This window comes from Kitasatospora sp. NPDC085879, from assembly GCF_040686255.1.
In the GTDB taxonomy this organism is placed as follows: domain Bacteria; phylum Actinomycetota; class Actinomycetes; order Streptomycetales; family Streptomycetaceae; genus Kitasatospora.
The window spans coordinates 116366-141116 of the sequence record NZ_JBFBJZ010000001.1; the positions used below are offsets into that span (position 1 = coordinate 116366).

The 24751-nt window shown below is 74.8% G+C and carries 20 protein-coding genes and 1 pseudogene; 15 read left to right on the top strand and 6 right to left on the bottom strand.

All coding sequences use genetic code 11. The annotated features are described in order from the left end of the window. Positions 1 to 107 precede the first annotated feature (107 nt). Positions 108 to 2798, bottom strand: coding sequence for a LuxR C-terminal-related transcriptional regulator (locus AB0P35_RS00495; protein WP_363504380.1), 2691 nt, complete (start codon positions 2796 to 2798; stop codon positions 108 to 110). A gap of 210 nt (positions 2799 to 3008) precedes the next feature. On the opposite strand from AB0P35_RS00495, the gene AB0P35_RS00500 reads away from it, so the two are divergent. From AB0P35_RS00500 to AB0P35_RS00535, 8 genes and pseudogenes are all read left to right on the top strand, one after another. Beyond that, positions 3009 to 3452, top strand: coding sequence for a hypothetical protein (locus AB0P35_RS00500; RefSeq protein ID WP_363504382.1), 444 nt, complete (start codon positions 3009 to 3011; stop codon positions 3450 to 3452). A 32-nt stretch (positions 3453 to 3484) separates the two neighbouring features. Next, positions 3485 to 3931, top strand: a complete 447-nt coding sequence (locus AB0P35_RS00505) for a DUF6325 family protein (protein ID WP_363504385.1) — start codon at positions 3485 to 3487, stop codon at positions 3929 to 3931. Between the two features lie 42 nt (positions 3932 to 3973). Continuing rightward, positions 3974 to 4273, top strand: a complete 300-nt coding sequence (locus tag AB0P35_RS00510; RefSeq protein WP_095872437.1) for an SHOCT domain-containing protein — start codon at positions 3974 to 3976, stop codon at positions 4271 to 4273. Between the two features lie 30 nt (positions 4274 to 4303). Continuing rightward, positions 4304 to 5911 (top strand): MFS transporter, encoded by a 1608-nt coding sequence (locus AB0P35_RS00515; protein WP_363504389.1) that lies wholly within the window; start codon positions 4304 to 4306, stop codon positions 5909 to 5911. Beyond that, positions 5908 to 6123 (top strand): annotated as a pseudogene (locus tag AB0P35_RS00520) (hypothetical protein); the annotation flags it as partial. The gene AB0P35_RS00515 and the pseudogene AB0P35_RS00520, both read left to right, overlap by 4 nt. Positions 6124 to 6230: 107 nt before the next feature. Then, a complete protein-coding gene (locus tag AB0P35_RS00525; RefSeq protein ID WP_363504392.1) occupies positions 6231 to 6776 on the top strand; it encodes an IclR family transcriptional regulator C-terminal domain-containing protein in 546 nt (181 codons plus the stop codon). A 29-nt stretch (positions 6777 to 6805) separates the two neighbouring features. Beyond that, positions 6806 to 7132 carry a putative quinol monooxygenase gene (locus AB0P35_RS00530; protein ID WP_095872436.1) on the top strand — a complete coding sequence of 109 codons (327 nt, stop codon included), beginning with the start codon at positions 6806 to 6808 and terminating at the stop codon, positions 7130 to 7132. 193 nt (positions 7133 to 7325) lie between these two features. Continuing rightward, positions 7326 to 11459, top strand: a complete 4134-nt coding sequence (locus AB0P35_RS00535; RefSeq protein WP_363504395.1) for a bifunctional nitrate reductase/sulfite reductase flavoprotein subunit alpha — start codon at positions 7326 to 7328, stop codon at positions 11457 to 11459. 24 nt (positions 11460 to 11483) lie between these two features. Here the strand turns inward: AB0P35_RS00535 and AB0P35_RS00540 are convergent, their stop codons facing one another. Further along, positions 11484 to 12296, bottom strand: coding sequence for a hypothetical protein (locus AB0P35_RS00540; protein WP_095872435.1), 813 nt, complete (start codon positions 12294 to 12296; stop codon positions 11484 to 11486). 56 nt (positions 12297 to 12352) lie between these two features. After that, a complete protein-coding gene (locus AB0P35_RS00545) occupies positions 12353 to 13285 on the bottom strand; it encodes a hypothetical protein (RefSeq protein ID WP_363504398.1) in 933 nt (310 codons plus the stop codon). A gap of 246 nt (positions 13286 to 13531) precedes the next feature. Here AB0P35_RS00545 and AB0P35_RS00550 point away from each other — a divergent pair, with 246 nt between their 5' ends. After that, complete coding sequence (locus AB0P35_RS00550) at positions 13532 to 14299, top strand: crotonase/enoyl-CoA hydratase family protein (RefSeq protein WP_363504401.1); 768 nt, start codon at positions 13532 to 13534, stop codon at positions 14297 to 14299. Positions 14300 to 14566: 267 nt separating this feature from the next. Here the strand turns inward: AB0P35_RS00550 and AB0P35_RS00555 are convergent, their stop codons facing one another. Then, entirely contained in the window at positions 14567 to 16123 is a 1557-nt protein-coding gene (locus AB0P35_RS00555) for a PucR family transcriptional regulator (protein ID WP_363504404.1), read from the bottom strand. A gap of 245 nt (positions 16124 to 16368) precedes the next feature. Between AB0P35_RS00555 and AB0P35_RS00560 the strand changes: the two genes are divergently transcribed. The 4 genes from AB0P35_RS00560 (at position 16369) to AB0P35_RS00575 (ending at position 20958) form a co-directional block, all read left to right on the top strand. Then, complete coding sequence (locus AB0P35_RS00560) at positions 16369 to 17835, top strand: sodium:solute symporter (RefSeq protein ID WP_363504407.1); 1467 nt, start codon at positions 16369 to 16371, stop codon at positions 17833 to 17835. Positions 17836 to 17873: 38 nt separating this feature from the next. Continuing rightward, a complete protein-coding gene (speB, locus tag AB0P35_RS00565; protein WP_363504410.1) occupies positions 17874 to 18836 on the top strand; it encodes an agmatinase in 963 nt (320 codons plus the stop codon). Beyond that, entirely contained in the window at positions 18833 to 20461 is a 1629-nt protein-coding gene (locus tag AB0P35_RS00570; RefSeq protein WP_363504412.1) for a thiamine pyrophosphate-binding protein, read from the top strand. Before speB ends, AB0P35_RS00570 begins: the two co-directional genes overlap by 4 nt. Before the next feature lie 77 nt (positions 20462 to 20538). After that, the gene (locus AB0P35_RS00575) at positions 20539 to 20958 is read left to right on the top strand and encodes an acyl-CoA thioesterase (RefSeq protein ID WP_363504415.1); all 420 of its coding nucleotides are present in this window, start codon (positions 20539 to 20541) and stop codon (positions 20956 to 20958) included. A 4-nt stretch (positions 20959 to 20962) separates the two neighbouring features. Here the strand turns inward: AB0P35_RS00575 and AB0P35_RS00580 are convergent, their stop codons facing one another. Together AB0P35_RS00580 and AB0P35_RS00585 are read right to left on the bottom strand one after the other, a co-directional pair. Continuing rightward, complete coding sequence (locus tag AB0P35_RS00580; protein WP_363504418.1) at positions 20963 to 21886, bottom strand: LysR family transcriptional regulator; 924 nt, start codon at positions 21884 to 21886, stop codon at positions 20963 to 20965. An 84-nt stretch (positions 21887 to 21970) separates the two neighbouring features. Beyond that, the gene (locus tag AB0P35_RS00585; RefSeq protein ID WP_363504421.1) at positions 21971 to 22399 is read right to left on the bottom strand and encodes a hypothetical protein; all 429 of its coding nucleotides are present in this window, start codon (positions 22397 to 22399) and stop codon (positions 21971 to 21973) included. A gap of 212 nt (positions 22400 to 22611) precedes the next feature. Between AB0P35_RS00585 and AB0P35_RS00590 the strand changes: the two genes are divergently transcribed. Continuing rightward, the gene (locus tag AB0P35_RS00590; protein WP_363504952.1) at positions 22612 to 23994 is read left to right on the top strand and encodes a glutamate decarboxylase; all 1383 of its coding nucleotides are present in this window, start codon (positions 22612 to 22614) and stop codon (positions 23992 to 23994) included. Positions 23995 to 24037: 43 nt separating this feature from the next. Continuing rightward, on the top strand, positions 24038 to 24745 hold the full coding sequence (locus AB0P35_RS00595; RefSeq protein ID WP_363504424.1) for a pyridoxamine 5'-phosphate oxidase family protein: 708 nt from the start codon (positions 24038 to 24040) through the stop codon (positions 24743 to 24745). The last annotated feature ends 6 nt before the right edge of the window (positions 24746 to 24751 follow it).

A 24751-nucleotide genomic window follows, 5' to 3' on the forward strand; every position in this document is an offset into this window, starting at 1 on the left:
ACGCTTCCCTCGACACCCCACGGCCTCGGCCCCCCTGCACCACGGTCCCCGGTGGGGCCGTCCGGGTCATCACCCGGCCGGAGTGAGAGCCCGCCCGGCGGCCCGGCTCAGAGCAGGTCCAGCTGGCGGGCCCGGCGCACCGCCTCGCCGCGGCGGGTGGCGCAGAGCTTGCGGTTGATGCTCTTCAGATGCGTCTTCACGGTGTTCACCGACAGGTGCAGGTCGCCGGCGATCTCGTCGGTCGACATCATCTGGGCCACCCGGACGAGCACGTCGTGCTCCCGCTCGCTGAGCCGTTCCACCACCGGCGCCGGCGCCGCCGGTTCGTCCGGCCGGGGCAGCCCGGCGACCAGGTCCCGGGGCAGCCAGCCGTGCGCGGCGGCGAGCGCCGGCCGCTCCTGCAGCCGCCGCCGCACCCACGGGCCGGCCTCACGGAACGGGCGCCGCAGCCGGTCCGGGCGGGCCGCGGTCAGCGCCTGCGCCAGCAGCCGGTGGGCGGCCGCCGGGTCGCCGGCGGCCGACACCGCCCGGGCCCGCACCAGTTGGGCCCGCACCGCGACGGCCGGCCGCGCCCCGCGGGCGGGCACCGCCTCCAGCGCGGCCAGCGCGGCCCGCGGATCGCCCGCCGCGAGGTGCGCCTGCGCGGCGGCGACGGCCGGCTCGGGCCCCTCACCGGCCGCGGTCAGCGCCCGCAGCGCCGCCGCCGGGTCGCCCACCGCCAGGTGCGCCGCGCACTGCCCGAGCGCGATCCGCTCCCGGGCCCACGGCGAGGGCTTGTCGGCGGGCGACGGACGCTCCGCCGCGGCCAGCGCCAGCAGGGCCGCCCGGGCGTCCCCCGCAGCCAGCAGCAGCCGGGCGCGCAGCACCGCGAGGCCGACCACCAGCAGCGGATCGCGCCCGGCCCCCGACCCGGCGGCGGCCCGCTCCAGGGCCGCCCGGGCGACCGCCAGGTCGTCCCGGTCGAAGGCGACCTCCGCCAGCACCAGGTGGCCCACCCCGCTGTGCGCCGAGGGCGGCAGCCCGCACCGTGCGGCCTCGGCGATCGCCTCCACGGCGTGCGCCTCCGCCCGCCCCGGCGAACCGAGCAGCAGGTCGATCAGCGCCAGCCGGCCCAGCGACTCGTGCCGCGCGGCGGCCTGCGCCGCACCGTCCGCGGCCTCGGCCGCCGCCGTCAGGCCGGCCCGCGCCGCGTCGAACCGGCCCTCCCACAGCTGCGCCGAGCCGAGCTCCGCCAGCAGCAGGGCCCTCAGCTCCGGGTGCGCCCGCAGCCGCTCCTCCGGTACCGCCCGCTCCAGCTCGGCCGCGGTCTCCGCGGCGTTCTCCGCCATGTCCGCCGACCCCAGCAGCCGGGCCGCCAGGACCCGCAGCACGGCGCCGCTCAGCCGGGCCGCGGCGCTGCCGGTGCCGGGCGGCGCGGACTCCTCGGCCCGGCCCAGGTGCGCCAGCCCGCGGTCGACGTCCCAGCGGGCGAGCGCCAGGGCGGCCCGGACGAGTTCCACCGCAGGCCCCTCGGCCTGCTCGGGCATCCGGGTGAACAGCGCGCCCAGCCGGGCGGCGTCCAGGCCGCCCAGCAGCTGACCGAGCGCCAGGTCGTCGACCAGCCAGGCGGCCGCCTGCTCCCAGTCCCCGGCGGCCGCCGCGTGCGGCAGCGCATCGGCGAGCCGGCCCGCCGCGTGCAGCCAGCCGGCCGCCCGCCGGTGCAGCTCCTGCTCCAGCCCGGGGTTCCGGGCGCGCAGGTGCACCCGCAGGATCTCCGCGAACAGCGTGTGCTGCCGGTACCAGCCGTGGCCGAGCGGGGTGACGAAGGCGTTGGCGTGCCTCAGCTCCTCAAGGATGCGGGCGGCGTCCTGCCGTCCGGTCAGGGCGTCCGCCAGCCCGGTGTGCGTCCGCTCCAGGACGCTGGTGCGCAGCAGCAGGTCCTGGGTCTCGGCCGGCTGCGCCTGCAGCACCTCGGCCAGCAGGAAGTCCGCCACCGTGCTGTTGCCGGCCTCGAACTCGCGCAGGCACGCCTCCGGGTCGTCGGCGTGCTCGGTGGCCAGCGCGCAGAGCCGCAGCCCCGCCGCCCAGCCCTCCGTCCGGCGGTTCAGCGCGTGCACGCCGTCCTCGGACAGCGCCAGGCCGTGCCGGGCGAGCAGGACGGCGGTCTCCTCGGCGGTGAAGGCGAGGTCGGTGCCGCGGATCTCGGCGACCGCGTCGGCGGCCCGGTAGCGGTGCAGCGGCAGCAGCGGCTCGGCCCGGCTGATCAGGACCGTCCGCAGCCCGCCCGCCGCGTGCCGCAGCAGCCCGTCCAGCCCCTCGGCGACGGCCGGCGAGCCGGCGTGCTCGAACTCGTCCAGCACCAGGACGACCGGGGTGCCGCGCCCGCTCAGCCCGGCGGCCAGCCGGTCGGGCAGGGCGGTGTCCACCTCGGCGGCGCGGGCCGGGCCGGCCACGTCCGCGGGCAGCGGGACGCCGGCGTGGCGCAGCGCCGCCAGCAGCTGGGCCCAGAACACGCCGGGGGCCTCGTCGCCGCGCTCCAGGGTGAGCCAGACGACCGGACCGGGAAGCTGCGCTGTCGCCGCCCAGTCCGCGACCAGCAGCGTCTTGCCGGCCCCGGCCGGGCCGTTGACCAGCAGCAGCGGCCGTTGCAGCCCCTCGGAGAGCCGCTCGCCGAGGCGTTCCCGGCGGACGAAGGTCCGGGGGACGGGCGGCGCGGCGAACCGCGCGGCCAGCACCGGGTCGCCGCCGGGCAGCGGGGAGGGGAGCGGGACCGGCGCACCGTCGGCGGGCGGCCGCCGCGAAGGAGCACTGTCTGGCATGGCGACCACCGGAGGATCGGGCGCGCGCCGGGTGCACACGTCGTCCCGGCTTCAATCATCGGCAGGCACTCCGACCGCCGCAACGCACGCAGCGTGACCGCCGCGGGGCCGGTCACCCGCGCGGGGTGGTGCGAAGCCGACCGGTTGCCCGCACCCTGATCTGGGGGGAGTACGCCGGGCCGGCCGGCCCCACCCCGTACGGAGGTCTCGATGGCGACCGCACCCTATCCCGCCGGACAGTTCAGCCCGACCCCGCCGAGGGCGGCGGAGGAGGGCGAGTCCATGCGGATGTTCGCCGCCGTCATGCTGGGCGTCCTCGCCCTGTTCAACGGGCTGGACGGCATCGCGGCGATCGCGCAGTCCAAGGTGTTCGTCGGCGACGCGCGCTTCGTCTTCGGCGACCTGCGGGCCTGGGGCTGGGCGATGCTGGCCCTGGCCGTCGCCCAGGGCTTCGCCGCGGCCGGCGTCCTCGCCCGCAACCAGCTCGCCCGCTGGTTCGGCGTGGCCGTGCTCGTCCTCAACGCCTTCGCCCAGATGGCCTTCATCCCGTCCTACCCCGTCTGGTCCGTGCTGGTCATCGCGCTCGACGTGATCGGCCTGTACGCGCTGATCGCCTATGGCGGGCGCCCCCGGCCGGCGCCACCGGCCGCCTGAGCCCCCACCCGCACCGCACCCGAGGAGCCGATGTGACCGACCAACTCAACGAGATGGGCCCGATCGACTACGTGGTGATCGAGTTCCCCGGCAGCAAGATGACCGGGGAGGGCCTGCCACTGCTTGTCGATCTGGTCGACCGGGGCATCGTCCGGATCATCGACCTGATGTTCATGAAGAAGGAACTCGACGGCTCCGTCGTCGGCCTGGAGATCGCCGACATGACCGGCGACGGCGAACTCGACCTCGCGGTCTTCGAGGGCGCGGCCTCCGGGCTGCTCGGTTCGGAGGACCTCGCCGAGGCCGCCGCCGCCCTGGAGCCGGGCAACTCGGCCGGCCTGATCGTCTACGAGAACCTGTGGGCCGCGCCGTTCGCCGCCGCACTGCGCCGGGGCGGCGCCCAGCTGGTCGCCAGCGGGCGCATCCCGCTGCAGGACGTCATCGAGGCCCTGGACGCGCTGGACTCCGAAGGCAAGTGACCCCGCCCGTCGGTTGTCCGCCGAAGATCTAAGGAGAGAACCGTGCCCGGACTGATCCGAGGAGTCGCCCGCACCGCCGTGGTCGCGGGCACCGCGACCGCCGTCTCCAACCGCGTGTCCCGGCGCCAGGCCGGCCGCTGGTCTCAGCAGGAGGCCCAGCAGGCCCCGCCGCAGCAGGTGGTCTACCAGGAGGCGCCGCCTCCGCCCCCGCCGCCGGCCGCCGCCCCGGCGAGCATGGACAGCAAGATCGACCAGCTGAAGGAGCTCGCCACGCTCAAGGAGCAGGGCGTCCTCACCGAGGCGGAGTTCCAGGTCCAGAAGGAACGCATTCTCAACGGCTGAGACGGCTGCGCACGGCCCCCTGGAGGTGCAGTGAACCGGTGGAAGGCGCTGATCGTCCTCGGCACGGGCCAGTTCCTGATGGTGCTGGACGCCTCCGTGATGAACGTGTCGATCAGTCAGCTCGTCGAGGACTTCGACACCGAGGTCACCGCCATCCAGGGGGTCATCACCCTGTACACGCTGGTGATGGCCGCCTTCATGCTCACCGGCGGCAAGCTCGGCGACATGTACGGCCGACGGCGGATGTTCACCGTCGGCCTCGTCGTGTACGCCGTCGGCTCCGGTCTGACCGCCGTCGCCCCCGAACTGTGGGTGCTGGCGCTCGGCTGGTCGGTCATCGAGGGCCTCGGAGCCGCGCTCGTCCTGCCGGCCCTGGCGGCGCTGGTGGCCGGCGCGTACCAGGGCCGGGACCGGGCCGTCGCCTACGGCGTCATCGGCGGCCTGGCCGGCGCAGGCATCGCCGTGGGCCCGCTGCTCGGCGGCTGGGTGACGACCTACCTCACCTGGCGTCTGGTCTTCGCCGGCGAGGTCGTGCTGGTCGTCGCGATGCTCTGCCTCATCCGCTGGGTCCCGGAGGGACCACGGGTCACCGGCCGTACCCGCCTCGACGTCGGCGCCGTCATCCTGTCGGCCGCGGGACTGGCCCTCGTCGTCCTCGCCGTCCTGCAGAGCAGCAGCTGGGGGTGGTTGGCGCCGCGCAACGCACCCTTCACCGTCCTCGGCTTCTCCCCGACGCTGTTCGTCATCGCCCTCGGCTGCGTCCTCCTCGTGCTCCTCGTCCGTCTGGAACGCAGCCGGGAGGCCGCCGGACTGCCCGTCCTCGTCCGTGTCGGCCTGTTCCGCATCACGGGGCTGCGGTCCGGCCTGGTCACGCTCTTCAACCAGAACACCATCCTGCTCGGCCTCTTCTTCGTCATCCCGCTCTACCTCCAGGTCGTGCTGGGCAAGGACGCCTTCGAGACCGGGCTCAAGCTGCTGCCGGTGTCGGTCACCATGCTGATCGCCTCGATGGGCGGCTCCGTGCTCCTGCGCATCGCCTCCCCCCGGGCGATCGTGCGGATCGGCTTCGTCGTCCTGATCGCCTCGATCGTCTGGCTGCTCGCCACCATCGAACCGGACCTCGACGAGACCTCGTTCGCGTTCGCCATGGGCACCATGGGCCTCGGCATGGGGATGCTGGCCTCCCAACTCGGCAACGTCGTGCAGTCGTCCGTCGGCGAGGCCGACCGCAGTGAGGCCGGCGGCCTCCAGTACACCTCGCAGAACCTCGGTTCCTCACTCGGCACCGCGCTGATCGGCGCCATCCTCATCGGCGCGCTGGCCGCCTCCGTCAGCTCCACGATCAAGGACGATCCGCGGATCTCCGACGCGGTGGCGCAGCAGGCCGGTGTCAGGATCGAAGCAGGTCTGACCTTCGTTCCGGCGGACGACGTCGCCTCCGCGCTCGCCGAGACTCCCGTCCCCCCGGCCGAGGCGGCCGCGATCGTGGAGGACTACCAGGACGCCCAGATCACCGGACTCAAGGTCGCGGTGCTGGCCGCCGGCGGCATCGCGCTCGTCGGACTCCTCTGCACCGGCGGACTCCCCGCCGGGCAGGAACGGCGGACGAAGGCAGCCCCCGGCCGCAGCGGGACGTGAACCCGGGCCCGGCACGTCCGCTTCCGGCAGGGCCGGAATCACCGGCGGGACCGTTTGGGCGGCGGGCCCGGGATCGGGCAGGCTGTGGGACGACCGGCCCGCACGGGCCGCGCGCCGAGAGGAGCCCCGCCATCGCCGCCGCGCACGGCCCGCAGTCGCTCGACCGGGCGCTCGACCTGCTGGACGCCGTCGCCGACGCGCCCGGCCCGGTGGCGGCCCGCGACCTCGCCGCCCGGCTCGGCTGCTCGCTCTCCACCGTCTACACCTGCTCGGCCCCCTCACCGACCGCGGCCACCTCGCCCGCACCCGCGGCGGCTACGTGCTCGGCCCCCGCATCCCCGCCCTGCACCGCGCCTACCGGCGCCGGGAGCCCGCCGAACCGGACGTCCGCGACCTGCTGCTGCGGGTGGCCCGCGCCGTCGGCACCCCCGCGTACTACAGCACCTACCGGGACGGCCGGATCGCCGTGGTGGAGAGCACCGGGCCGGCAGCCGCCGGCGGCGACCCCTTCGAGGCCGGCACCGAACCGCAGGCCCACGCCACCGCGCACGGCAAGGTCCTGCTCGCCGCGCTGCCCCGCCCGGTCCGCCGCCGCTACCTGGCCGAGCACGGCCTGCCCCGGTTCACCGAGCACACCATCACCGACCCCGACCGGCTGGACGCCGAACTCGGTCTCGTCCGCCGGCTCGGCCTCGCGGTCTCGGTCGGCGAGTACGACCCCGACTGGACCTGCCTGGCCGTACCGCTGCCGCCCGCCGGCGGCGGGGCGGCCAGGGCGCTCTCCGTCTCGTTGCCCACCGCCGACCGGGCCGCGCGCGGCCGGATCGGCGACGTCCTGACCCGCGCCGCACGGCAGTTCGGCTGACCGTCCGCCACATCACCGAGGAGCACCGCATGATCCTGATCAACGTCAAGTTCACCGCCCGGCCCGAGTACGCGGACAGCTGGATGTCGCTGGTCGGCGACTTCACCCGGGCCACCCGCGAGGAGCCCGGCAACATCTTCTTCGAGTGGTCCCGCAGCGTCGACGACCCGCAGGTGTACGTGCTGCTGGAGGCCTTCGAGTCCGCCGACGCCGGAGCCGCCCACGTCAACTCCGACCACTTCAAGGCGGCCATGGCCGAACTGCCGAGGACGATCGCCGCCAAGCCGCAGATCATCTACGTCGATGCGCCGGTCGACGGCTGGGGCGAGATGGCCGAGCTGGCCCCCGAGGGCTGACCCGCCGCGGGGCCTCACACCCCGGGCGACCTCCGGTGCGGCAGGCTTAACGGCCGCGGAACCCCGCACGTCACCTCCGTGCAACAGGGCCTTTCTACGGTGGACACAGGTGGGAGCGACCCGCCCGGCCGGTCGGCGCGGCCCCGTACACCGCACGCGGGGGCCCGGACCGGCGGCCACGAGAGGGGCAGCCGTGACGGTGCCGACACAGCAGACCGAGACCAGCCGGGTGAGGACGGCCTGCTCGTACTGCGGGGTCGGCTGTGGCATCGTGCTGGACGTCGCCCGTGACGCCGAGGGTCGCCGGAGGGCCGTCAAGGCCTCCGGCGACCAGGCGCACCCCGCCAACGCCGGCCGGCTCTGCACCAAGGGCGCCACCCACGCCGACATGATGGCCGCGCCCGGCCGGATCGGCACCGCCCTCGTCCGGGCCGGCCGCGGCGAGGAACCGTCGGCCGTCGACGTGGACGCCGCGGTCGCCGCCGTCGCCGGACGGCTGCGCGCGATCATCGACGAACACGGGCCGGACGCGCTGGCGCTCTACGTCTCCGGCCAGATGTCGCTGGAGGCGCAGTACCTCGCCAACAAGCTGGCCAAGGGCTTCGTCCGGACCTCCCGGATCGAGTCCAACTCCCGCCTGTGCATGGCCAGCGCGGGCTCCGGCTACAAGCTGTCGCTGGGCGCCGACGGGCCGCCCGGCTCCTACGAGGACTTCGAGCGGGCCGACGTCTTCCTGGTCATCGGCTCCAACATGGCGGACTGCCACCCGATCCTCTTCCTGCGGATGATGGACCGGGTCAAGGCCGGGGCCAAGCTGATCGTCGTCGACCCGAGGCGCTCCGCGACCGCCGACAAGGCCGACCTCTTCCTGCAGATCCGCCCCGGCACCGACCTCGCCCTGCTCAACGGCCTGCTGCACCTGCTGGTGGCCGGCGGGCACACCGACCCGGCGTTCATCGAGGAGTTCACCGAGGGCTGGGAGGACCTGCCCGACCTGCTGGCCGACCACCCGCCGGCCGCGGTCGCCGAACTGACCGGGCTCGCCGAGGCGGACATCCGGCAGGCCGCGGAGTGGATCGGCACCGCGGGGGAGTGGATGAGCTGCTGGACGATGGGGCTCAACCAGTCCACCCACGGCACCTGGAACACCAACGCCCTGGTCAACCTGCACCTGGCCACCGGCGCCATCTGCCGCCCCGGCAGCGGCCCGTTCTCGCTCACCGGCCAGCCGAACGCCATGGGCGGCCGCGAGATGGGCTACATGGGCCCCGGCCTGCCCGGACAGCGCTCCACCCTGGTCGAGGCCGAACGGGCCTTCATGGAGGACCTCTGGGGCATCGAGCGGGGCGCGCTCCGCCCGGAGGGCGGCGCCGGCACCGTCGAGATGTTCGAGCGGATGGCCGAGGGGGAGATCAAGGCCTGCTGGATCATCTGCACCAACCCGGTCGCCTCGGTGGCCAACCGGCGCACCGTCATCGAGGGCCTGGAGACCGCCGAACTCGTCATCACCCAGGACGTGTTCACCGAGACCGAGACCAACGCCTACGCGGACGTGGTGCTGCCCGCCACGCTCTGGGCCGAGTCGGACGGCGTCATGGTCAACTCCGAGCGCAACCTCGCCCTCGTCCAGGGCGTCGTCGACCCGCCCGGGCAGGCCCGGCCCGACTGGCGGCTGATCGCCGACGTGGCCTGCGCCATGGGCTACGCCGACGCCTTCAGCTACGCCTCCGCCGAGGAGGTCTTCGAGGAGCTCAAGCAGGCCTGGAACCCCAAGACCGGCTGGGACGTCCGCGGCGTGTCCTACGACCGGCTGCGGGAGGGCCCCGCCCAGTGGCCCTGCGCCCCCGGCGGGCCGGACCGCAACCCCGTCCGGTACCTCAACGACGGCGTCAGCCAGGAGCCGCTGGTCCGCGCGGACGGCTCCCGGCCGCGCCTCGCCTTCCCGACCGCCTCCGGGCGGGCCCGGTTCTACGCCCGCCCGCACCTGGCGCCGGCCGAACTGCCCGACGACGACTACCCGTTCGTGCTGAACACCGGCCGGGTGCAGCACCAGTGGCACACCCTCACCAAGACCGGCAAGGTCGCCAAGCTCAACAAGCTCAACCCGGGCCCGTTCGTCGAGGTCCACCCCGAGGACGCCGCCACCCTCCACGTGGCCGACGGCGACCGGCTGGAGGTCGCCTCCCGGCGCGGGCGGGCCGTGCTGCCCGTGGTCGTCACCGACCGGGTCCTCCCCGGAACCTGCTTCGCGCCCTTCCACTGGAACGACATGTTCGGCGAGTACCTCGGCATCAACGCGGTCACCAACGACGCCGTCGACCCGGTCTCGTTCCAGCCCGAGTTCAAGGTCTGCGCGGTCTCGCTCACCCGGGTCGCGGCTGTCGCCGACCCCGCCCCGGAGCCCGGGCCCGTCCTCACCGCGGCGGTCGCCGCCGGCACACCCGCTGCGGCCCTCACCCGGCTCTTCGCGCTCACCGACCTGGCCGCGCCACCCGCCCTCGCCGACCACGAACGCCGTTACCTGGCCGGGTACCTGGCCGGCCTCGGGGCCACCGCCCCGGCCGGCAGCGTGCCCGTGCTGCCCGCCGACGCCCCCTTCGACCCGGCGCACGCACTCTGGGTCGACGGCGTCCTCGCCGGCATGTTCTCCCGTGCGGCCGCACCCGACCGGGCCCCCGGGCCGGGCCCGCTGCCGGCTCCGGCACCCGCGCCCGAGGCCGCCCCCGGCGCCCGCCCGCTGGTCCTGCTGTACGCCTCGCAGACCGGCAACGCCGAGGAGCTCGCCGCGGCCGCCGCCGCCCGCCTCGCCGAGACCGGGCGCACCCCGACCGTCCTCGCCATGGCGGACTGCGCCCCCGGCATGCTCGCCGCCGGCACCGACCTGCTGGTGGTGAGCAGCACCTTCGGCGACGGCGACGCCCCCGACAACGGCGCCGACTTCTGGCAGCAGCTCACCGGCGCCGGTGTCGCCCGCTTCGACGACGTCCGGTACGCGGTGCTCGCCCTCGGCGACTCCAGCTACCACGACTTCTGCGGCCACGGCCGCCGCCTGGACGAGCGCCTCGCCGAACTCGGCGCCGTCCGGCTGCTGCCGCGGGTCGACTGCGAACCCGACTATGAGCCGGCCGCCGCCGCGTGGCTGGAGCAGGTGTTGACCGCCCTCGCTGCCGGGGCCGCCCCGGCGGTGGCGCCCCCGGCCAGACCGACCAAGGCCGACCCGTTCACCGCCACCCTGGTCGGCAACCGGCTGCTCAGCCTGCCGGGCGCCGCCAAGGAGGTCCGCCAGTTCACCTTTGACCTCGGCGACAGCGGCACCCTGGCCTACGAGTCCGGCGACGCGCTCGGCGTCTGGCCGGTCAACTGCCCCGAGCTGGTGGTGGAGTGGCTGGCGGCGACCGACCAGCACCCCGACACCGAGGTCGAACTCGCCGGAGCGGGGCGCACCACGCTCTCCGAGGCGCTGCACCGGCACCTCGACCTGACCCGGATCACCACCGACCTGCTGCGCTTCGCCGCCGAGCGCACGGCCGACGACCGGCTGCTCCGCAAGCTGCTCCGACCGGACAACAAGGACGAGCTGGCGCAGTGGAGTTGGGGTCGGCAGGCGGTCGACCTGGTGACCGAGTACCCGGTGAAGGCGACCGCCCAGGAGTGGGTGGACGTGCTGAAGAAGCTCCAGCCGCGGCTCTACTCGATCTCGTCCAGCCCGCTCGTCGACCCGACCAAGGTCCAACTCACCGTCTCCGTGCTGCGGTTCGACAACCCGGCCGGGCGCCGCCGCAAGGGCGTGGCCTCGTCCTTCCTGGCGGACGCGGCCCCCGACATCCCGGTGCGGGTCTTCGTGCAGCGCTCGCCGCACTTCCGCCCGCCGGCCGACCCGGCGGTGCCCGCCGTGATGGTCGGGCCGGGCACCGGCGTCGCTCCGTTCAAGGGCTTCCTGGACGAGCGCCGCGCGCGCGGCCACCACGGCGGCAACTGGCTGTTCTTCGGCGAACAGCGGCGCGCCACCGACCACTACTACGAGGACGAGCTCACGGCCCTCGGCGCGGACGGCGTGCTCTCCCGGCTGGACCTGGCGTTCTCCCGCGACCAGCGGAACAAGGTCTACGTCCAGGACCGGATGCGTGAGCACGGCCCCCGGCTGTGGACGTGGCTGGAGGCGGGCGCGCACTTCTACGTCTGCGGCGACGCCGGCCGGATGGCCAGGGACGTCGACCGCGCCCTCCACGAGATCGTCGCCGCCCAGGGCGGGCTGAGCGAGGAGGGCGCGGCCGCCTACGTCAAACAGCTGGCCGCGGACAAGCGCTATGTCCGCGACGTGTACTGATGGATCGTCGGTGACTGGTGGGCGTCAGCAGTTCTTGAAGGCGTCGCAGAGCGGGGCCCCCAGCAGGCGCAGCACGGCGGTGTCGTCCTTGACCGTCCAGGCCGCCTTGGGCTTCTTGGTGCCGTACGGGCCGTAGACGGTCAGCTCGGCGACGGTGGTCGAGGTGGTCGTCAGGTACTCGTGGACGGTGATGCCGCCGCTGCCCTGCTTGAGGGTGATGGTGGCGGCCAGGTAGGCCGGGTCCTCGGCGGTGACCTTCACCGAGGGGGTGGCGCCGTCGGGGGCGCAGGCCTTGACCTCCTCGGTCAGGCCGCGCAGCAGCGCGCCAGCCGACTGCACGGCACCGCTGGAGGTGCCCTTGAAGTGGACGACGGTCTGCTGGACCTGCCACTCGTCGGTGCCGCCGCTGAGCAGGGACTGCGCGCCGTCACTGCCGGTCCCGAGGCCGGTGAGGTCCTGGGAGCGGGCGGAGTCGCAGAGCGTCTCGAAGGCGAACGGCTCGCCGTTCTTGACCGCCTTCGCCTTCCCGGCCTGCGCGGGCCAGTGGTAGGCGGCGTTCAGCGGCAGGTCGGCGCCCTTCATCCAGGCGGAGGCGGGGATGCCGCCGACGGCGGGGCCGGTGGCACCGCCCGACTTGGTGCCGGGGGAGGCGGCCGGCGAGGCGGCGTCCCCGGCGGCCGGGGTGGTGTCGGCGGCGGACGGCGCGGCGGGGCTCGGGGCGGCGGCGCTCGGCGCGGCGGACGGTTCGGCCGGGTCGCAGGCGGTCAGCGCGCCGAGGGCGAGCACGGCGGCGGAGACGGCGGTGGCGGCGCGCAGCGCCGTGGTGTGTCGGGACACGGTGTGGTGGCTCTTCCTGTTTTCGACGGCCGGCCGCACGGGGCCGGCGCGGACGGTCAGTAGCCCTGCGGGCCGTGGTTCGGGTTGGCCTGGGCGACCTTGGCGGCCAGGTCGTGGCCGTCCGGTGAGACGTGGTACCGCGCCATCATGTAGTTCATGGACGCGCACGCGCTGGCCACCGGGTCGTAGATCTTGGTGGACGTGCCCGGCTGGTGGTAGGCGGCGAAGGTGTCCGGGATGCACTGCCAGGGGCCGCGCGAGGAGTGCAGCGGCGCGCCGTCCGCCTGGGTCGGGCCCCAGGCGTTGCTGTCGTTCTTGTTCACCAGCCAGTGCGAGTCGTTGTACGAGGACTCGCGCTGGGTCATGGTGAGCAGGCCGCGCATCCAGTTGGCCCGGGCCTGCGGGTCCTTGATGCCCATGGTGTCGAGCGCCTGGTTGACGTAGTCCTCGCAGGCGGCCCGGCCGCTCTTCCACGATCCGGCGCCGCCGTAGTCGACGTCGGACATCGGGATCTTGCCGTGCGGGTTCGGCGAGGAGGGCATCGGGTGGTGCCCGCCGCTGCCGCCGCCGTCGTGACCGCCGCTGCCGCCCTGGTGGCCGCCGCCGTGGTGGCCGCCGCTGCCGCCGGGCTTGCCGGGCGACTTGGGCGGGGTGTGGTGGCCGCCGCCGGGCAGCTGCTTGCCGGCGTGCTCCTCGGCCTCGCGGTAGTTGTCGGCGCAGTGCCTGATCCCGGCGGCGTCCTTGTGCAGGGCCTTCGCCGTCGTGGCGGCGCTCTGCCCGGCGTCCTGGACGGCCTGTTCGGCCGCCAGCACGATCCCGGTGGCGAGCACGCCGCGGGTGATCAGGGTCTCGATCTCGGCGGTGCGGAACTTGCCCGAGAGCGCGTCGACCTTGGCCGCGACCCGTTCGAGGCGTTCGGCCTGGGCCTGCCACTCCTTCGCCAAGCGGTCGAGCTGGTCGGGCGACACTCTGTAATGGCTGCCTGCCATGGCGGTCCTTCCCCCGTCGGACGGCTTCCCGTCCGCGCTGTCCCCGTCGGGTCGGACGGCTGTCGGCGGTGTGGCCGCCGGATCGTGTGCCACCCAATCCCCGGCGGCAGATCATAGTATGAGCGGCTGTCAGTGGACCGCCCGGACCCCGCCGCGCGGCGCCCTCGTCCGGGCGGCGGAGTTCTGGTTCGATGGGGTCCGTCCACCGGTCGGCGGTGGCCGAGGCAGCGAGGAGGACCGGCACACATGCCCGTACGCACCGAACGCAGCGGACCGGTGACCACCGTCGTGATCGCCCGGCCCGAGTCCCGCAACGCCGTCGACGGGCCCACCGCCCAGGCCCTCGCCGAGGCCTTCCGCTCCTTCGACGCCGACCCCGAGGCCTCCGTCGCCGTCCTCTGGGGCGAAGGCGGCACCTTCTCCGCCGGCGCCGACCTCAAGGCCTTCGGCACCGCCGACGGCAACCGGGTCGCCCCCGAAGGCGACGGGCCGATGGGCCCCACCCGGATGCGCCTCTCCAAACCGGTGATCGCCGCCGTCTCCGGCCACGCCGTCGCGGGCGGCCTCGAACTCGCCCTCTGGTGCGACCTGCGGGTCGCCGAGGAGGACGCCGTCTTCGGCGTGTTCTGCCGCCGCTGGGGCGTCCCCCTGATCGACGGCGGAACCGTCCGGCTGCCCAGGCTGATCGGCGCCGGCCGCGCCATGGACCTCGTCCTCACCGGCCGCCCGGTCGACGCCGCCGAGGCCAAGGCCATCGGCCTGGTCGACCGCGTCGTACCCCGCGGCACCTCCCGGCAGGCCGCCGAACGGCTCGCCGCCGAGATCGCCCGCTTCCCGCAGACCTGCATGCGCGAGGACCGGCTCTCCGTCCTCGAACAGGACGGCCTCGGCGAGCAGGCCGCCCTCGACAACGAACTCCGGCACGGCCTGCGCTCCCTGCCCGAGGCCGGCGAGGGCGCCGCCCGCTTCGCCGCCGGCGCCGGCCGCCACGGCTCCTTCACCGACCGGCACTGACCACCACCCCCGGGGGGCCTCGTGCGGTTCCGTGGCCCCGCCGGCGGGTGCCTGGTCGTGGTCCGGCTGCTGTTCGGCGCCCGGCGGAACGTCCGGCCCGTCCACGGCGCGGCCTTGGAGCCGTCGCCGCTCGCCGCCGCCGAATACGTCACCTTCGCCGGATGGACGGCCGCCACCCTCGGACTGCCCGGCCACCGGCTGCTCACCTCGGCCCGCCGAGGCCGGCGAGCCCGAGGAGGTAGGGGCGGAGCCGACCGGGGGCGCGTCCTACCCGTCGGCCGGGAGGTGGCGGAGGGCGAACCAGAGTTCCATGCGGACGTCGGGGTCGTTCAGGTCGGCGGCGAGGAGGTCGCCGACGCGGGTGATCCGCTGGCGGACGGTGTTGCGGTGGAGTCCGAGGGCGGCGGCGCTGCGGTCCCAGCTGCCGTGGTGGGCGAGCCAGACGGTCAGGGTGTCGCGGAGCACGTCCGGGCCGGGGGCGCCGGCCTCGGCGAGCGGCGCGAGGAGGGCCTCGGCGTGGGCCCGCGCCTCGCCCTCGGGGACGAGCGCGTGCACGCTCAGGGCCTCGTCCCGCTGCTGTGCGGCGGCCCGCCCGGCCGTGAGGGCCCGCCGCAGGGCGCGGTCGGCATGGACGGCGGCGTGCCCCAGCGTGTCCGCTCCGGTGGGGGCGCTCAGGCCGAGGGTCCAGCCGAGTCGGGCGGCCGCGGCCGGGTCGGGGGCGGACGCCCCGGGGACGAGGGCCCGCAGGCCGCTGCCGGAGACGTCCAGGTAGGGGGTGCCGAGGGCGGTGCCGAGCGCGGCCACCTGGACGGGGTCGTCGCCGCGGCCGGGCCGGGTCCGCCGTCCGGCGACGACGATCCAGCGGCCGTCGCCGGCGCCGTCCGGTTGCAGCAGGGCGGCCACGTCGGTGGGCGCCGCGCCGAGCAGCAGCCGGACGAGGGCCCCGGAGCCGCGGGTGTCGGCGCCGAGCGCGTGCCGCGGGCTGGTGAGCAGGGCGAGCAGCACGGCCGCGACACCGGTGACCGAGCGGTGCACGCTGCTGGGCGGGGTGTCGGCGGCGATGCCAAGGGCGAGGCCGCCGGGCAGGGTGTGGACGGTCAGGTGCCGCCCTTCGAGGTGTTCGGCGGCGGCGGTCGGCGGCGCGGTGCGGCCCGGCCGGTCGGCGCGCCGGGCGGCGGTGCGGGCGGCGAGCTCGCGCAGTTGCCGCGGGGCCGGGGCGGCGGGGCGCTCCCCGGCGGCGAAGAGCTCCTGCCCGGACGCGTCCAGCAGCACCGTCCAGGAGCCGGTGCGGACGGCCAGCTGGTGCAGGACGGCCTGCAGGGCGTCCGGCCGGGCGGCGGCCGAGGCGAGCGCCGACTGGGCCTCGGACACCAGCCGCAGGTCACGGCTGCGGGCCTCGGCCATGAACGCGTACGCGGCCCGGTTGACCGCCACGAACGGCGTCGCCGGCGGCACCCGGACCAGCGGCAGTGAGTGCCGCTCACAGGCCTCGACCAGCACGGCCGGCACCTCGTCGTGGACGGGCGCGATGCCGAAGCCGAGCGCCGCGATCCCCGCGGCGGCGACACTGCGCACATAGGCGTCCACCGCCTCCGGGGTCGGAGGGAAGCGGACACCCGCGGTCAGCAGCAGCTCCCCGCCGGACAGGTAGGGCGCCGGGTCGGGCAGCTCGGTGGTGCCGATGGTGCCGATCAGCCGGTCGTCGCGGGGCCCGGCGATCTGCTCCAGGCCGAGGCCGGGCGCACCGAGCAGCACCCGCAGCGGCAGGGCGGGCGTGCCCGGCTCCGGAGCGCGCGGAACCGCCGGGACGGGCAGTGCGGACATGCCGGGCCTCCTTCCGATGGGCGAATCATCCACTCGGAGCATAAAGAATGGACGGTTACGACACTTCAACACCCCTGCCGTTGCTCTTACCGTTTCAGCACGGGCCGAGGACGCCACCGAGCGTCGGGCCCGCACCCGTCCCCCTCAGGCGCCGCGGCCGGCCCCCCTTCCGGCCGCGGCAGCCGTCCCCCACGAGCACCCCGGCACCCGCACCCGCAGCGCGGCGAGCCGGATCGGAGGACCACATGGCCATCGACTACGTCGTGATGACCTGCTACCTGGCGGGCATCATCGCCGTCGGCTGGTGGGGCAGAAGGCGCGCCCGCTCCAAGAGCGACTTCCTGGTCGCCGGACGCCGCCTCGGCCCGCTGATGTACACCGGAACCATGGCGGCCGTCGTGCTCGGCGGCGCCTCCACCATCGGCGGCGTCCGCCTCGGCTACACCTACGGCCTCTCCGGCGCCTGGATGGTCTTCGCGATCGGCCTCGGCCTGCTCGCCCTGAGCATCCTCTTCTCGGCCCGGATCGCCCGGCTGAAGGTCTACACCGTCGCCGAGATGCTCTCGCTGCGCTACGGCGACGCGGCCAGCGTCATCTCCGGCGTGGTGATGTGGGTCTACACCCTGATGCTGGCCGTCACCTCGACCATCGCCTACGCCACCGTCTTCGACGTGCTCTTCGACGTGCCCCGCTGGGCGGCCGTGGTGATCGGCGGCGCCATCGTGGTCGGCTACTCGGCGCTCGGCGGCATGTGGTCGATCACCCTCACCGACATGGTGCAGTTCGTGGTCAAGTCGATCGGCGTGCTGGTGCTGCTGCTGCCGATCGCCGTGATCAAGGCCGGCGGCTGGAGCGCCATGGCGGACAAGCTGCCCGACGGCTACCTCTCCTTCGGCTCCATCGGCGGCGAGTCGATCCTCACCTTCGTGCTGATCTACACCTTCGGCATGCTGATCGGCCAGGACATCTGGCAGCGCGTGTTCACCGCCCGCAGCGACAGGGTCGCCTCGCACGGCGGCACCGTGGCCGGCCTCTACTGCCTGGTCTACGGCCTCGCCGGCGCCGTCATCGGCATGGCCACCAAGGCCCTGCACCCCGAGCTGGCGGGCGCCGACAGCGCCTTCGCGACCATCGTCAAGACCACCCTGCCGACCGGCGTGAAGGGCCTGGTGCTGGCCGCCGCGCTCTCCGCGATGATGTCCACCGCGAGCGGCGCGCTGATCGCCTCGGCGACCGTCGCCAACAACGACATCTGGCAGTGGCTGCGCGCCCGCGGCGGAAAGGTCCGTCCGCAGGGCGACGACCACGACGAGGTCGGCTCCAACCGGCTGGCGATCATCGTCCTGGGCGCCGTCTCCATCGGCCTGGCCTGCCTGCTCGACGACGTCCTCGCCGCCCTCACCGTCGCCTACAACCTGCTGGTCGGCGGACTGCTGGTGCCGATCCTCGGCGGCCTGGTGTGGCGCCGCGGCAACCTGCCCGGCGCGCTCGCCGCGATGACGGCCGGCGGCGTCACCGTGATCACCCTGATGGTCCTCAAGGGCACCCTCGCCAACGAGCCGATCTACTACGGCCTGGGTGCCAGCCTGGTCGCCTATCTGGCCGTCAGCCTGGCCACCCGGCCCACCGACGAGCGCCTGCTGGAGCGCTGGCGCGAGCGCCTGGACGGCCGTGCGCCGGTCGAGGCCGAGGCCGTCCCCGCGGCCGCCTGACCGGCACCCCCGACCCACCGACCCATCCGAGGGAAGACATGAGCACCACCGAACCGCGCGGCCCGATCGACTCGTCCCGCGTCCCGCGCTACGCCGGCCCCGCCACCTTCGCCCGGCTGCCCCGCCTGGACGAGGTCGGCAGCACCGACATCGCCGTGGTCGGCGTCCCGTTCGACACCGGGGTCTCCTACCGGCCGGGCGCGCGGTTCGGCGGCAACGCGATCCGCGAGGCCAGCCGCCTGCTGCGGCCCTACAACCCGGCGCAGGACGCCTCGCCGTTCGCGCTCGCCCAGGTCGCCGACGCCGGCGACATCGCGGCCAACCCGTTCGACATCAACGAGGCCGTCGACACCGTCGAGGCCGCCGCCCGCGACCTGCTCGCCACCGGCGCCCGGCTGATGACCCTCGGCGGTGACCACACCATCGCCCTGCCGCTGCTGCGCGCCGTCGCCGACAAGCACGGCCCGGTCGCCCTGCTCCACTTCGACGCCCACCTCGACACCTGGGACACCTACTTCGGCGCCGAGTACACCCACGGCACCCCCTTCCGCCGCGCCGTCGAGGAGGGCATCCTCGACACCTCCGCCCTCAGCCACGTCGGCACCCGCGGCCCGCTCTACGGCCGCCAGGACCTCACCGACGACGAGAAGCTCGGCTTCGGCATCGTCACCTCCGCCGACGTGATGCGCCGCGGCGTCGACGAGATCGCCCAGCAGCTCCGCGAGCGGATCGGCGACCGCCCGCTGTACGTCTCCATCGACATCGACGTCCTCGACCCCGCACACGCCCCCGGTACCGGCACCCCCGAGGCGGGCGGCCTCACCTCCCGCGAACTCCTGGAGATCCTCCGCGGACTGGCCGGCTGCAACCTCGTCTCCGCCGACCTCGTCGAGGTCGCCCCCGCCTACGACCACGCCGAGATCACCTCCGTGGCCGCCTCCCACACCGCCTACGAGCTGACCACCCTGATGGCCCGCCGGATCGCCGAGGAGCGCGCATGACCCACGTCCGCAACGGCGGCGACCTGGTCGTCGAGTCCCTCGCCAACCTCGGCGCCGAAACCGTCTTCGGCCTCCCCGGCCAGCACGCCCTCGGCCTGTTCGACGCGCTGCGCCGCTCCCGGCTCCGCTACGTCGGCCTGCGGGTGGAGAACAACGCCGGCTTCGCCGCCGACGGCTACGCCCGCACCGCCGGCACCGTCGCCCCGCTGTTCCTCTCCACCGGCCCCGGCGCGCTCACCTCGCTCGCCGCCCTGCAGGAGGCCGCCGCCGCCTCCGCCCCCGTGCTCGCCGTCTCCTCGCAGATCCCCTCCGCCGGACTCGGCGGCCGCCGCCGCGGCTACCTGCACGAACTCGTCGACCAGCAGGCCAGCTTCCGCGACGTGGTGAAGTCCGTGCACACCGCGCGCACCGCCTCGCAGATCCCCTCCGCGCTGGCCGCCGCGTGGGAGTCCGCGCTCACCGTCCCGTACGGGCCGGTCTGGGTCGAGATCCCGCAGGACGTGCTGCTCGCCCCCACCACCGTGCCGCGGGTCACCGGACTGCGGGCCGAGCCCCGGCCGCTGGCGCCGCGTGCCGAACTCGTCGCCGAGGCCGCGGTGTTGCTCGCCGAGGCCGAGAACCCGGTGATCCTCGCCGGCGGCGGAGTCGTCCGGGCCGGCGCGACCGACGAACTGCTGCGTCTGGCCGAGCTGTTGCGTGCCCCGGTGGCCTGCACCTTCGGTGCCAAGGGCGCCTTCCCCTGGGAGCACCCGCTCTCGCTGCAGTCCTGGCTGGAGGACCGGCACACCACCGAACTGCTGGAGAACGCCGACGTCCTGCTCGTCGTCGGCTCCGGCCTCGGCGAACTCTCCAGCAACTACCACACGTTCGCCCCGCACGGGCAGCTGATCCAGGTCGAGGCCGACCTCGGAAAGCTCGAGTCCAACCACCCCGCCTTCGGCATCCACGCGGACGCCCGGCTCGCCCTCGCCGCCCTCGCCGACTCCGTCCCGGGACGGGAGCCCGACGGCCGCGCGGAGGCGGTCGCCGCCGACCTGCTGAAGCGGGTCCGGGCCCGGATCGACGGCCAGGGGCTGGAGTTGGAGCAGCAGGTGCTGGCCGCGGTGCGGGCCGCACTGCCGGACGACTCCCCGGCCTTCTTCGACATGACCATCCTCGGCTACTGGGCCTGGTCCGCGTGGGACGCCCGCCGGCCCGGCGCCATGCACTCCGCGCAGGGCGCAGGCGGCCTCGGCTACGGCTTCCCGGCCGCCCTCGGCGCGGCCGCCGCCCTGCCCGGCCGCCCCGTCCTCGCCGTCTCCGGCGACGGCGGCGCCATGTACTCGATCGCCGAACTCGCCACCGCCCGCCAGCACGACCTCGACGTCACCTGGCTCATCGTGGACGACGGCGGGTACGGCATCCTCCGCGAATACATGACCGACACCTTCGGCGAGGCCACCGCCACCGAACTCGCCCGCCCGGACTTCCTCCGCCTCGCCGGGTCCTTCGGCGTCCCGGCCACCGCCACCACCCGGGAGACCCTCCGGGCCGACCTCGCCACCGCCCTGACCACCCCAGGCCCGAGCGTGGTCGTCCTCCCCGCCCTCCTCCGCATGTTCGCCCCCACCCACCTCGACGCATAGGAGAGTTCCCCGCGCCCCTGACGGCGCACCCGCCATTCCACGGCGCCCCCGGCACGATGCCCCGTACTGTTCGGGGCATGACCGAATTCACTGTGCCGATCACCGTCCGCGGCTACGAGACCGATTCGCAGGGCCACCTCAACCAGTCGGTCTACCTCCAGTACGCCGAGCACGCCCGCTGGGCGTACCTGGAGCACGCCGGGATCCGGCAGGCCGATCTGCTGGCGAAGGGCGTCGGGCCGGTGGTGCTGGAGACGACGATCCGCTACCGGCGGGAGCTGCGGGCCGGTGACGAGGTGGCGGTCAGCTGCCGGTTCGTGTGGGGCGGCGGCAAGACCTTCGGCGTCGAGCAGACGATCGTGAAGGCGGACGGCACCCTCGCCGCGGAGGTCAGTGGTGTCGGCGGCTTCCTCGACCTCGCGGCCCGCCGACTGGTCGAGGACGCGCGCGAGCCGATGCGCGCCCTCGCCGCCGACCCCGCCGCGGTGGGTCTCTGACGTTTCACCAGCCGGGCGCCGCCGCGAGCAGCCGTTCGCGGACCCGCGCGACCGGGCGGGGTTCGGCGGCGCCGGCCCGCCGGACCAGCCAGGCCGTGTTGATCGGCGGGTCGTCCGGTTCCAGCAGCGGCACCAGCGTGCCGGCGGCGAGTCCGGCCGCGCACAGGTAGCGGGGCAGCACGCTGATCCCGGCGCCCGCGGCGACCGCCGCGGCCACCCCGCGCAGGTCGGGCACCACGGCGGCGGCCGGCCCGGTCAGCCGGGTGCCGAAGACGTGCCGCCAGTACCGGCGGGCGATCGGCAGGTCCTCGGCGTAGACGACCAGCGGCACACCGCGCAGCGCGGCCGGCCCCTCCGCGGCGACCCGTCCGGGGCCGATCCGCCCGGCCCAGTCGGGCCCGGCGACCAGCACGAACTCCTCGTCGGCGAGCGGGACGGCGCTGAGCGCCCGCCCGCGCGGCCGGGAGGTGGCCACCACCAGGTCGTGCTGGCCGGCCCGCAGCCCGGCCAGCAGGTCGTCGGTGAGCCCGGCGGTGACGCGCAGCCGAAGTCCGGCCCCGACCAGCTGGGCGAGGGCGGGCAGCGCGCAGACGCTCAGGAACTCGGCCGGCCCCGCGAGGTGCACCGGTTCGGCCGCCGCCTCCGTGCCGTCGGCGCCCCGCTCGGCGACGGCCGCGAGCGCGTCCAGCGGGCCGGCGACCTCCGCGGCGAGGGCGTCCGCCGCGGCGGTGGCGGCGACCCCGCGCGGCAGCCGTTCGAACAGCGGCCGGCCGAGCTGCTGCTCCAGGGTGCGGATCTGCGCGGTGACGGTGGGCTGGGAGAGCCGCAGGAGCCGGGCGGCGGCGGTGAAGGAGCCGGAGCGGTGCACGGCCAGGAAGGTCCGCAGCAGGCCGAGGTCGAGCGGTCCTGAGGTGTCACCACTGGGCATGCCCGGCAGCCTAGGGCCTGCCCGGGGACGCGGGCGGCCGCGGCACCCGCCCGGGGTGCCGCGGCCGGTCCGCAGAGGCCCTGCTCAGTCCTCGTGGTACAGGGCCAGCGCCCAGATCACGAGGATGTCCAGCGTGATCAGCACCCCGCTCCACACCGGGTAGTACGGCAGCCACAGGAAGTTGGCGATGGCGCTCAGCGCGGCCAGCCCCATGCCCGCGTAACGGGCCCAGGTGATGCCGCGCAGCACGAAGGTGCCGATCACGGCGACCAGGATGCCGAGCACGATGTGGGTCCAGCCCCAGGCGGTCACGTCGAAACGGAACACGTAACGCGGCGTGGTCACGATCAGGTCGTCCTGGGCGACGGCCACGATCCCCTGGAACAGGTCGAGCAGGCCGGTGACCAGCATGACCACGCCCGCGAACAAGGCCAGGCCGGTGACCCAGCCGCTGTACGAACGCGTGGGCGGGCCGCCCGCGGGGGTGCCCGGAGGGACGGAGGTGGACGCCATGGCGATCTCCCTTTCGGAGACGTGCGGATGTCCCGACCGTCCGTCCGGTCCGGAGTCCCGGCAATCGGGACTGCGCCGTCCGGGTGCCGGACGCGGGTCGGGCCCGGCCGCACCCGCCCGGGATGGAGTACACCCGCTGTCGGGGCCCGGCGGCCGACCGTAGGGTCCGGGAGGAAGCTGTCGGACAAACACGAAGAGGTGCCGCGGTGGCTCTGCACAACGCCCAGGAACCGGCGGCCGACCCGGCCGTCGACATCTTCGCCTCGCCGCTGAGCGAGCGCCCGCTGCCGAAGCGGGCCATGCCGGACTTCCCTGCGCCGCCGTCGGTGGTCTTCCAACTGCTGCGCAACGAGCTGCTGCTGGACGGCAACGCCGCGCAGAACCTCGCCACCTTCTGCACCACCTGGGCTGACGACGAGGTCCGCCGTCTGATGGACCTGTGCCTCGACAAGAACATCGTCGACAAGGACGAGTACCCGCAGACCGCGGAGATCGAGTCCCGCTGCGTGAACATCCTCGCCGACCTCTGGCACGCCCCGGCCGGTGCCGCCGGCACCAACGCGGTCGGCTGCTCGACCACCGGCTCCAGCGAGGCGGCCATGCTCTGCGGCCTCGCCCTGAAGTGGCGGTGGCGGGACCGGCGGCGCGCCGCCGGCCTCTCCACCGAGCGCCCGAACCTGGTGTGCGGGCCGGTGCAGGTGTGCTGGGAGAAGTTCGCCCGGTACTTCGACGTGGAGCTGCGCCAGGTGCCGGTGGAGCCCGGGGCGACCGGCCTGCAGCCGCACCAGCTGCGCGAGTACGTCGACGAGAACACCATCGGTGTCGTCGCGATCCTCGGTGTGACCTACACCTGCACCTACGAGCCGGTCGCGGAGATCGCGGCCGAGCTGGACCGCATGCAGGTGGAGAGCGGCCTCGATGTGCCGCTGCACGTCGACGCGGCGTCCGGCGGGTTCATCGCGCCCTTCCTCCACCGTGACCTGGTCTGGGACTTCCGCCTGCCGCGGGTCGCCTCGATCAATGCCTCGGGCCACAAGTACGGCATGGCCCCGCTCGGTGTCGGCTGGGCGCTGTGGCGGGACCAGGCCGCGCTGCCGGACGACCTGGTCTTCCACGTCGACTACCTCGGCGGGGACATGCCGACCCTCGCCCTGAACTTCTCCCGCCCCGGCGGACAGGTCGTCACCCAGTACTTCATGTTCCTGCGCCTGGGCCGCGAGGGGTACCGGCGGGTCTACCAGGTCTGCGCCGACACCGCGCAGCATCTCGCCCGGCAGGTCGCCGAGATGGGCCCCTTCACCCTGCTCTACGACGGCGTCGGCGCACTGCCGGCCGTCTCCTACACGCTGACCGACCCGGACTCGGTCAGCTGGAGTCTGTACGACCTCTCCGACCTGCTGCGGATGCGCGGCTGGCAGGTGCCCTCGTACCCGCTGCCGCCGGACCGCCAGGAGACGGTCATCCAGCGCGTCCTGGTGCGGCACGGCGTCGACCGGGACGAGATCGAGCTGCTCGCCGAGGACATGCGCCGGGCGATCAAGCGGCTCGAACAGGGACATCCGCACGAGGCGGACCGCGTCGGTTTCCACCACTGAGTACGGTGGTGGCATCGGGACGAACGAACGGAACGGGAGGCCGATGGTGGCGGGCGACGGGTTCGACAGGTACCGGCCGAGCCCGGTCGGCGAGATGCTGCGCGACCGGCCGCCGATGGTCCGCGAGCTGCCGCTCTTCGACCCGGACCTGGCCCCGGCCGAGCCGGGACCGCTCTTCGTGGACTGGCTGGTGCAGGCCTTCGAGGCGGGCGTGCTCGACCCTCAGGTGATGACCCTCTCCACGGTCGACGCCGACGGCGTCCCGGACGCCCGGGCGCTGGTGCTGCGCGACGTGGACGCGGCCGAGGGCACCTGGGTCTTCGCCGGCGAGGCGGACAGCCCCAAGGGCCGCCAGCTGGCGCTCAGCCCGATGGCCGCGCTCAGCGTGTACTGGCCGCCGCTGGGGCGTCAGGTCCGGGTCCGGGGGGCCGTCGAGGCCGCCCCGCCGGGCGTCTCGGCGGACGAGTTCCGCGGGCGCTCGCCCGGCGCCAAGGTGTCCTCGCTGGTGGGCCGGCAGAGCGAGCCGCTCGGCTCGCTCGCGGCGTACGACCTGGCGGCCGACGAGGCCCAGCTGCTGCTGGAGACCGACCCGGAGCTGGTGGCCGCCGGGCACACCGTCTACACGCTGCGCGCCGCCGAGGTGGAGTTCTGGCAGGGCGACCCGGGCCGCCGGCACGTCCGGCTGCGGTACACCCGCACCGGGCCCGGGATCGGCCGGGCCGCCTGGACCAGCACGCTGCTCTGGCCGTAGGTCGGA

Coding starts and splice junctions, on each gene's coding strand:
- AB0P35_RS00495 (WP_363504380.1), bottom strand. CDS start 2,798: ATGCCAGACAGTGCTCCTTCGCGGCGGCCGCCCGCCGACGGTGCGCCG.
- AB0P35_RS00500 (WP_363504382.1), top strand. CDS start 3,009: ATGGCGACCGCACCCTATCCCGCCGGACAGTTCAGCCCGACCCCGCCG.
- AB0P35_RS00530 (WP_095872436.1), top strand. CDS start 6,806: ATGATCCTGATCAACGTCAAGTTCACCGCCCGGCCCGAGTACGCGGAC.
- AB0P35_RS00545 (WP_363504398.1), bottom strand. CDS start 13,285: ATGGCAGGCAGCCATTACAGAGTGTCGCCCGACCAGCTCGACCGCTTG.
- AB0P35_RS00550 (WP_363504401.1), top strand. CDS start 13,532: ATGCCCGTACGCACCGAACGCAGCGGACCGGTGACCACCGTCGTGATC.
- AB0P35_RS00555 (WP_363504404.1), bottom strand. CDS start 16,123: ATGTCCGCACTGCCCGTCCCGGCGGTTCCGCGCGCTCCGGAGCCGGGC.
- AB0P35_RS00560 (WP_363504407.1), top strand. CDS start 16,369: ATGGCCATCGACTACGTCGTGATGACCTGCTACCTGGCGGGCATCATC.
- speB (WP_363504410.1), top strand. CDS start 17,874: ATGAGCACCACCGAACCGCGCGGCCCGATCGACTCGTCCCGCGTCCCG.
- AB0P35_RS00570 (WP_363504412.1), top strand. CDS start 18,833: ATGACCCACGTCCGCAACGGCGGCGACCTGGTCGTCGAGTCCCTCGCC.
- AB0P35_RS00575 (WP_363504415.1), top strand. CDS start 20,539: ATGACCGAATTCACTGTGCCGATCACCGTCCGCGGCTACGAGACCGAT.
- AB0P35_RS00580 (WP_363504418.1), bottom strand. CDS start 21,886: ATGCCCAGTGGTGACACCTCAGGACCGCTCGACCTCGGCCTGCTGCGG.
- AB0P35_RS00585 (WP_363504421.1), bottom strand. CDS start 22,399: ATGGCGTCCACCTCCGTCCCTCCGGGCACCCCCGCGGGCGGCCCGCCC.
- AB0P35_RS00595 (WP_363504424.1), top strand. CDS start 24,038: ATGGTGGCGGGCGACGGGTTCGACAGGTACCGGCCGAGCCCGGTCGGC.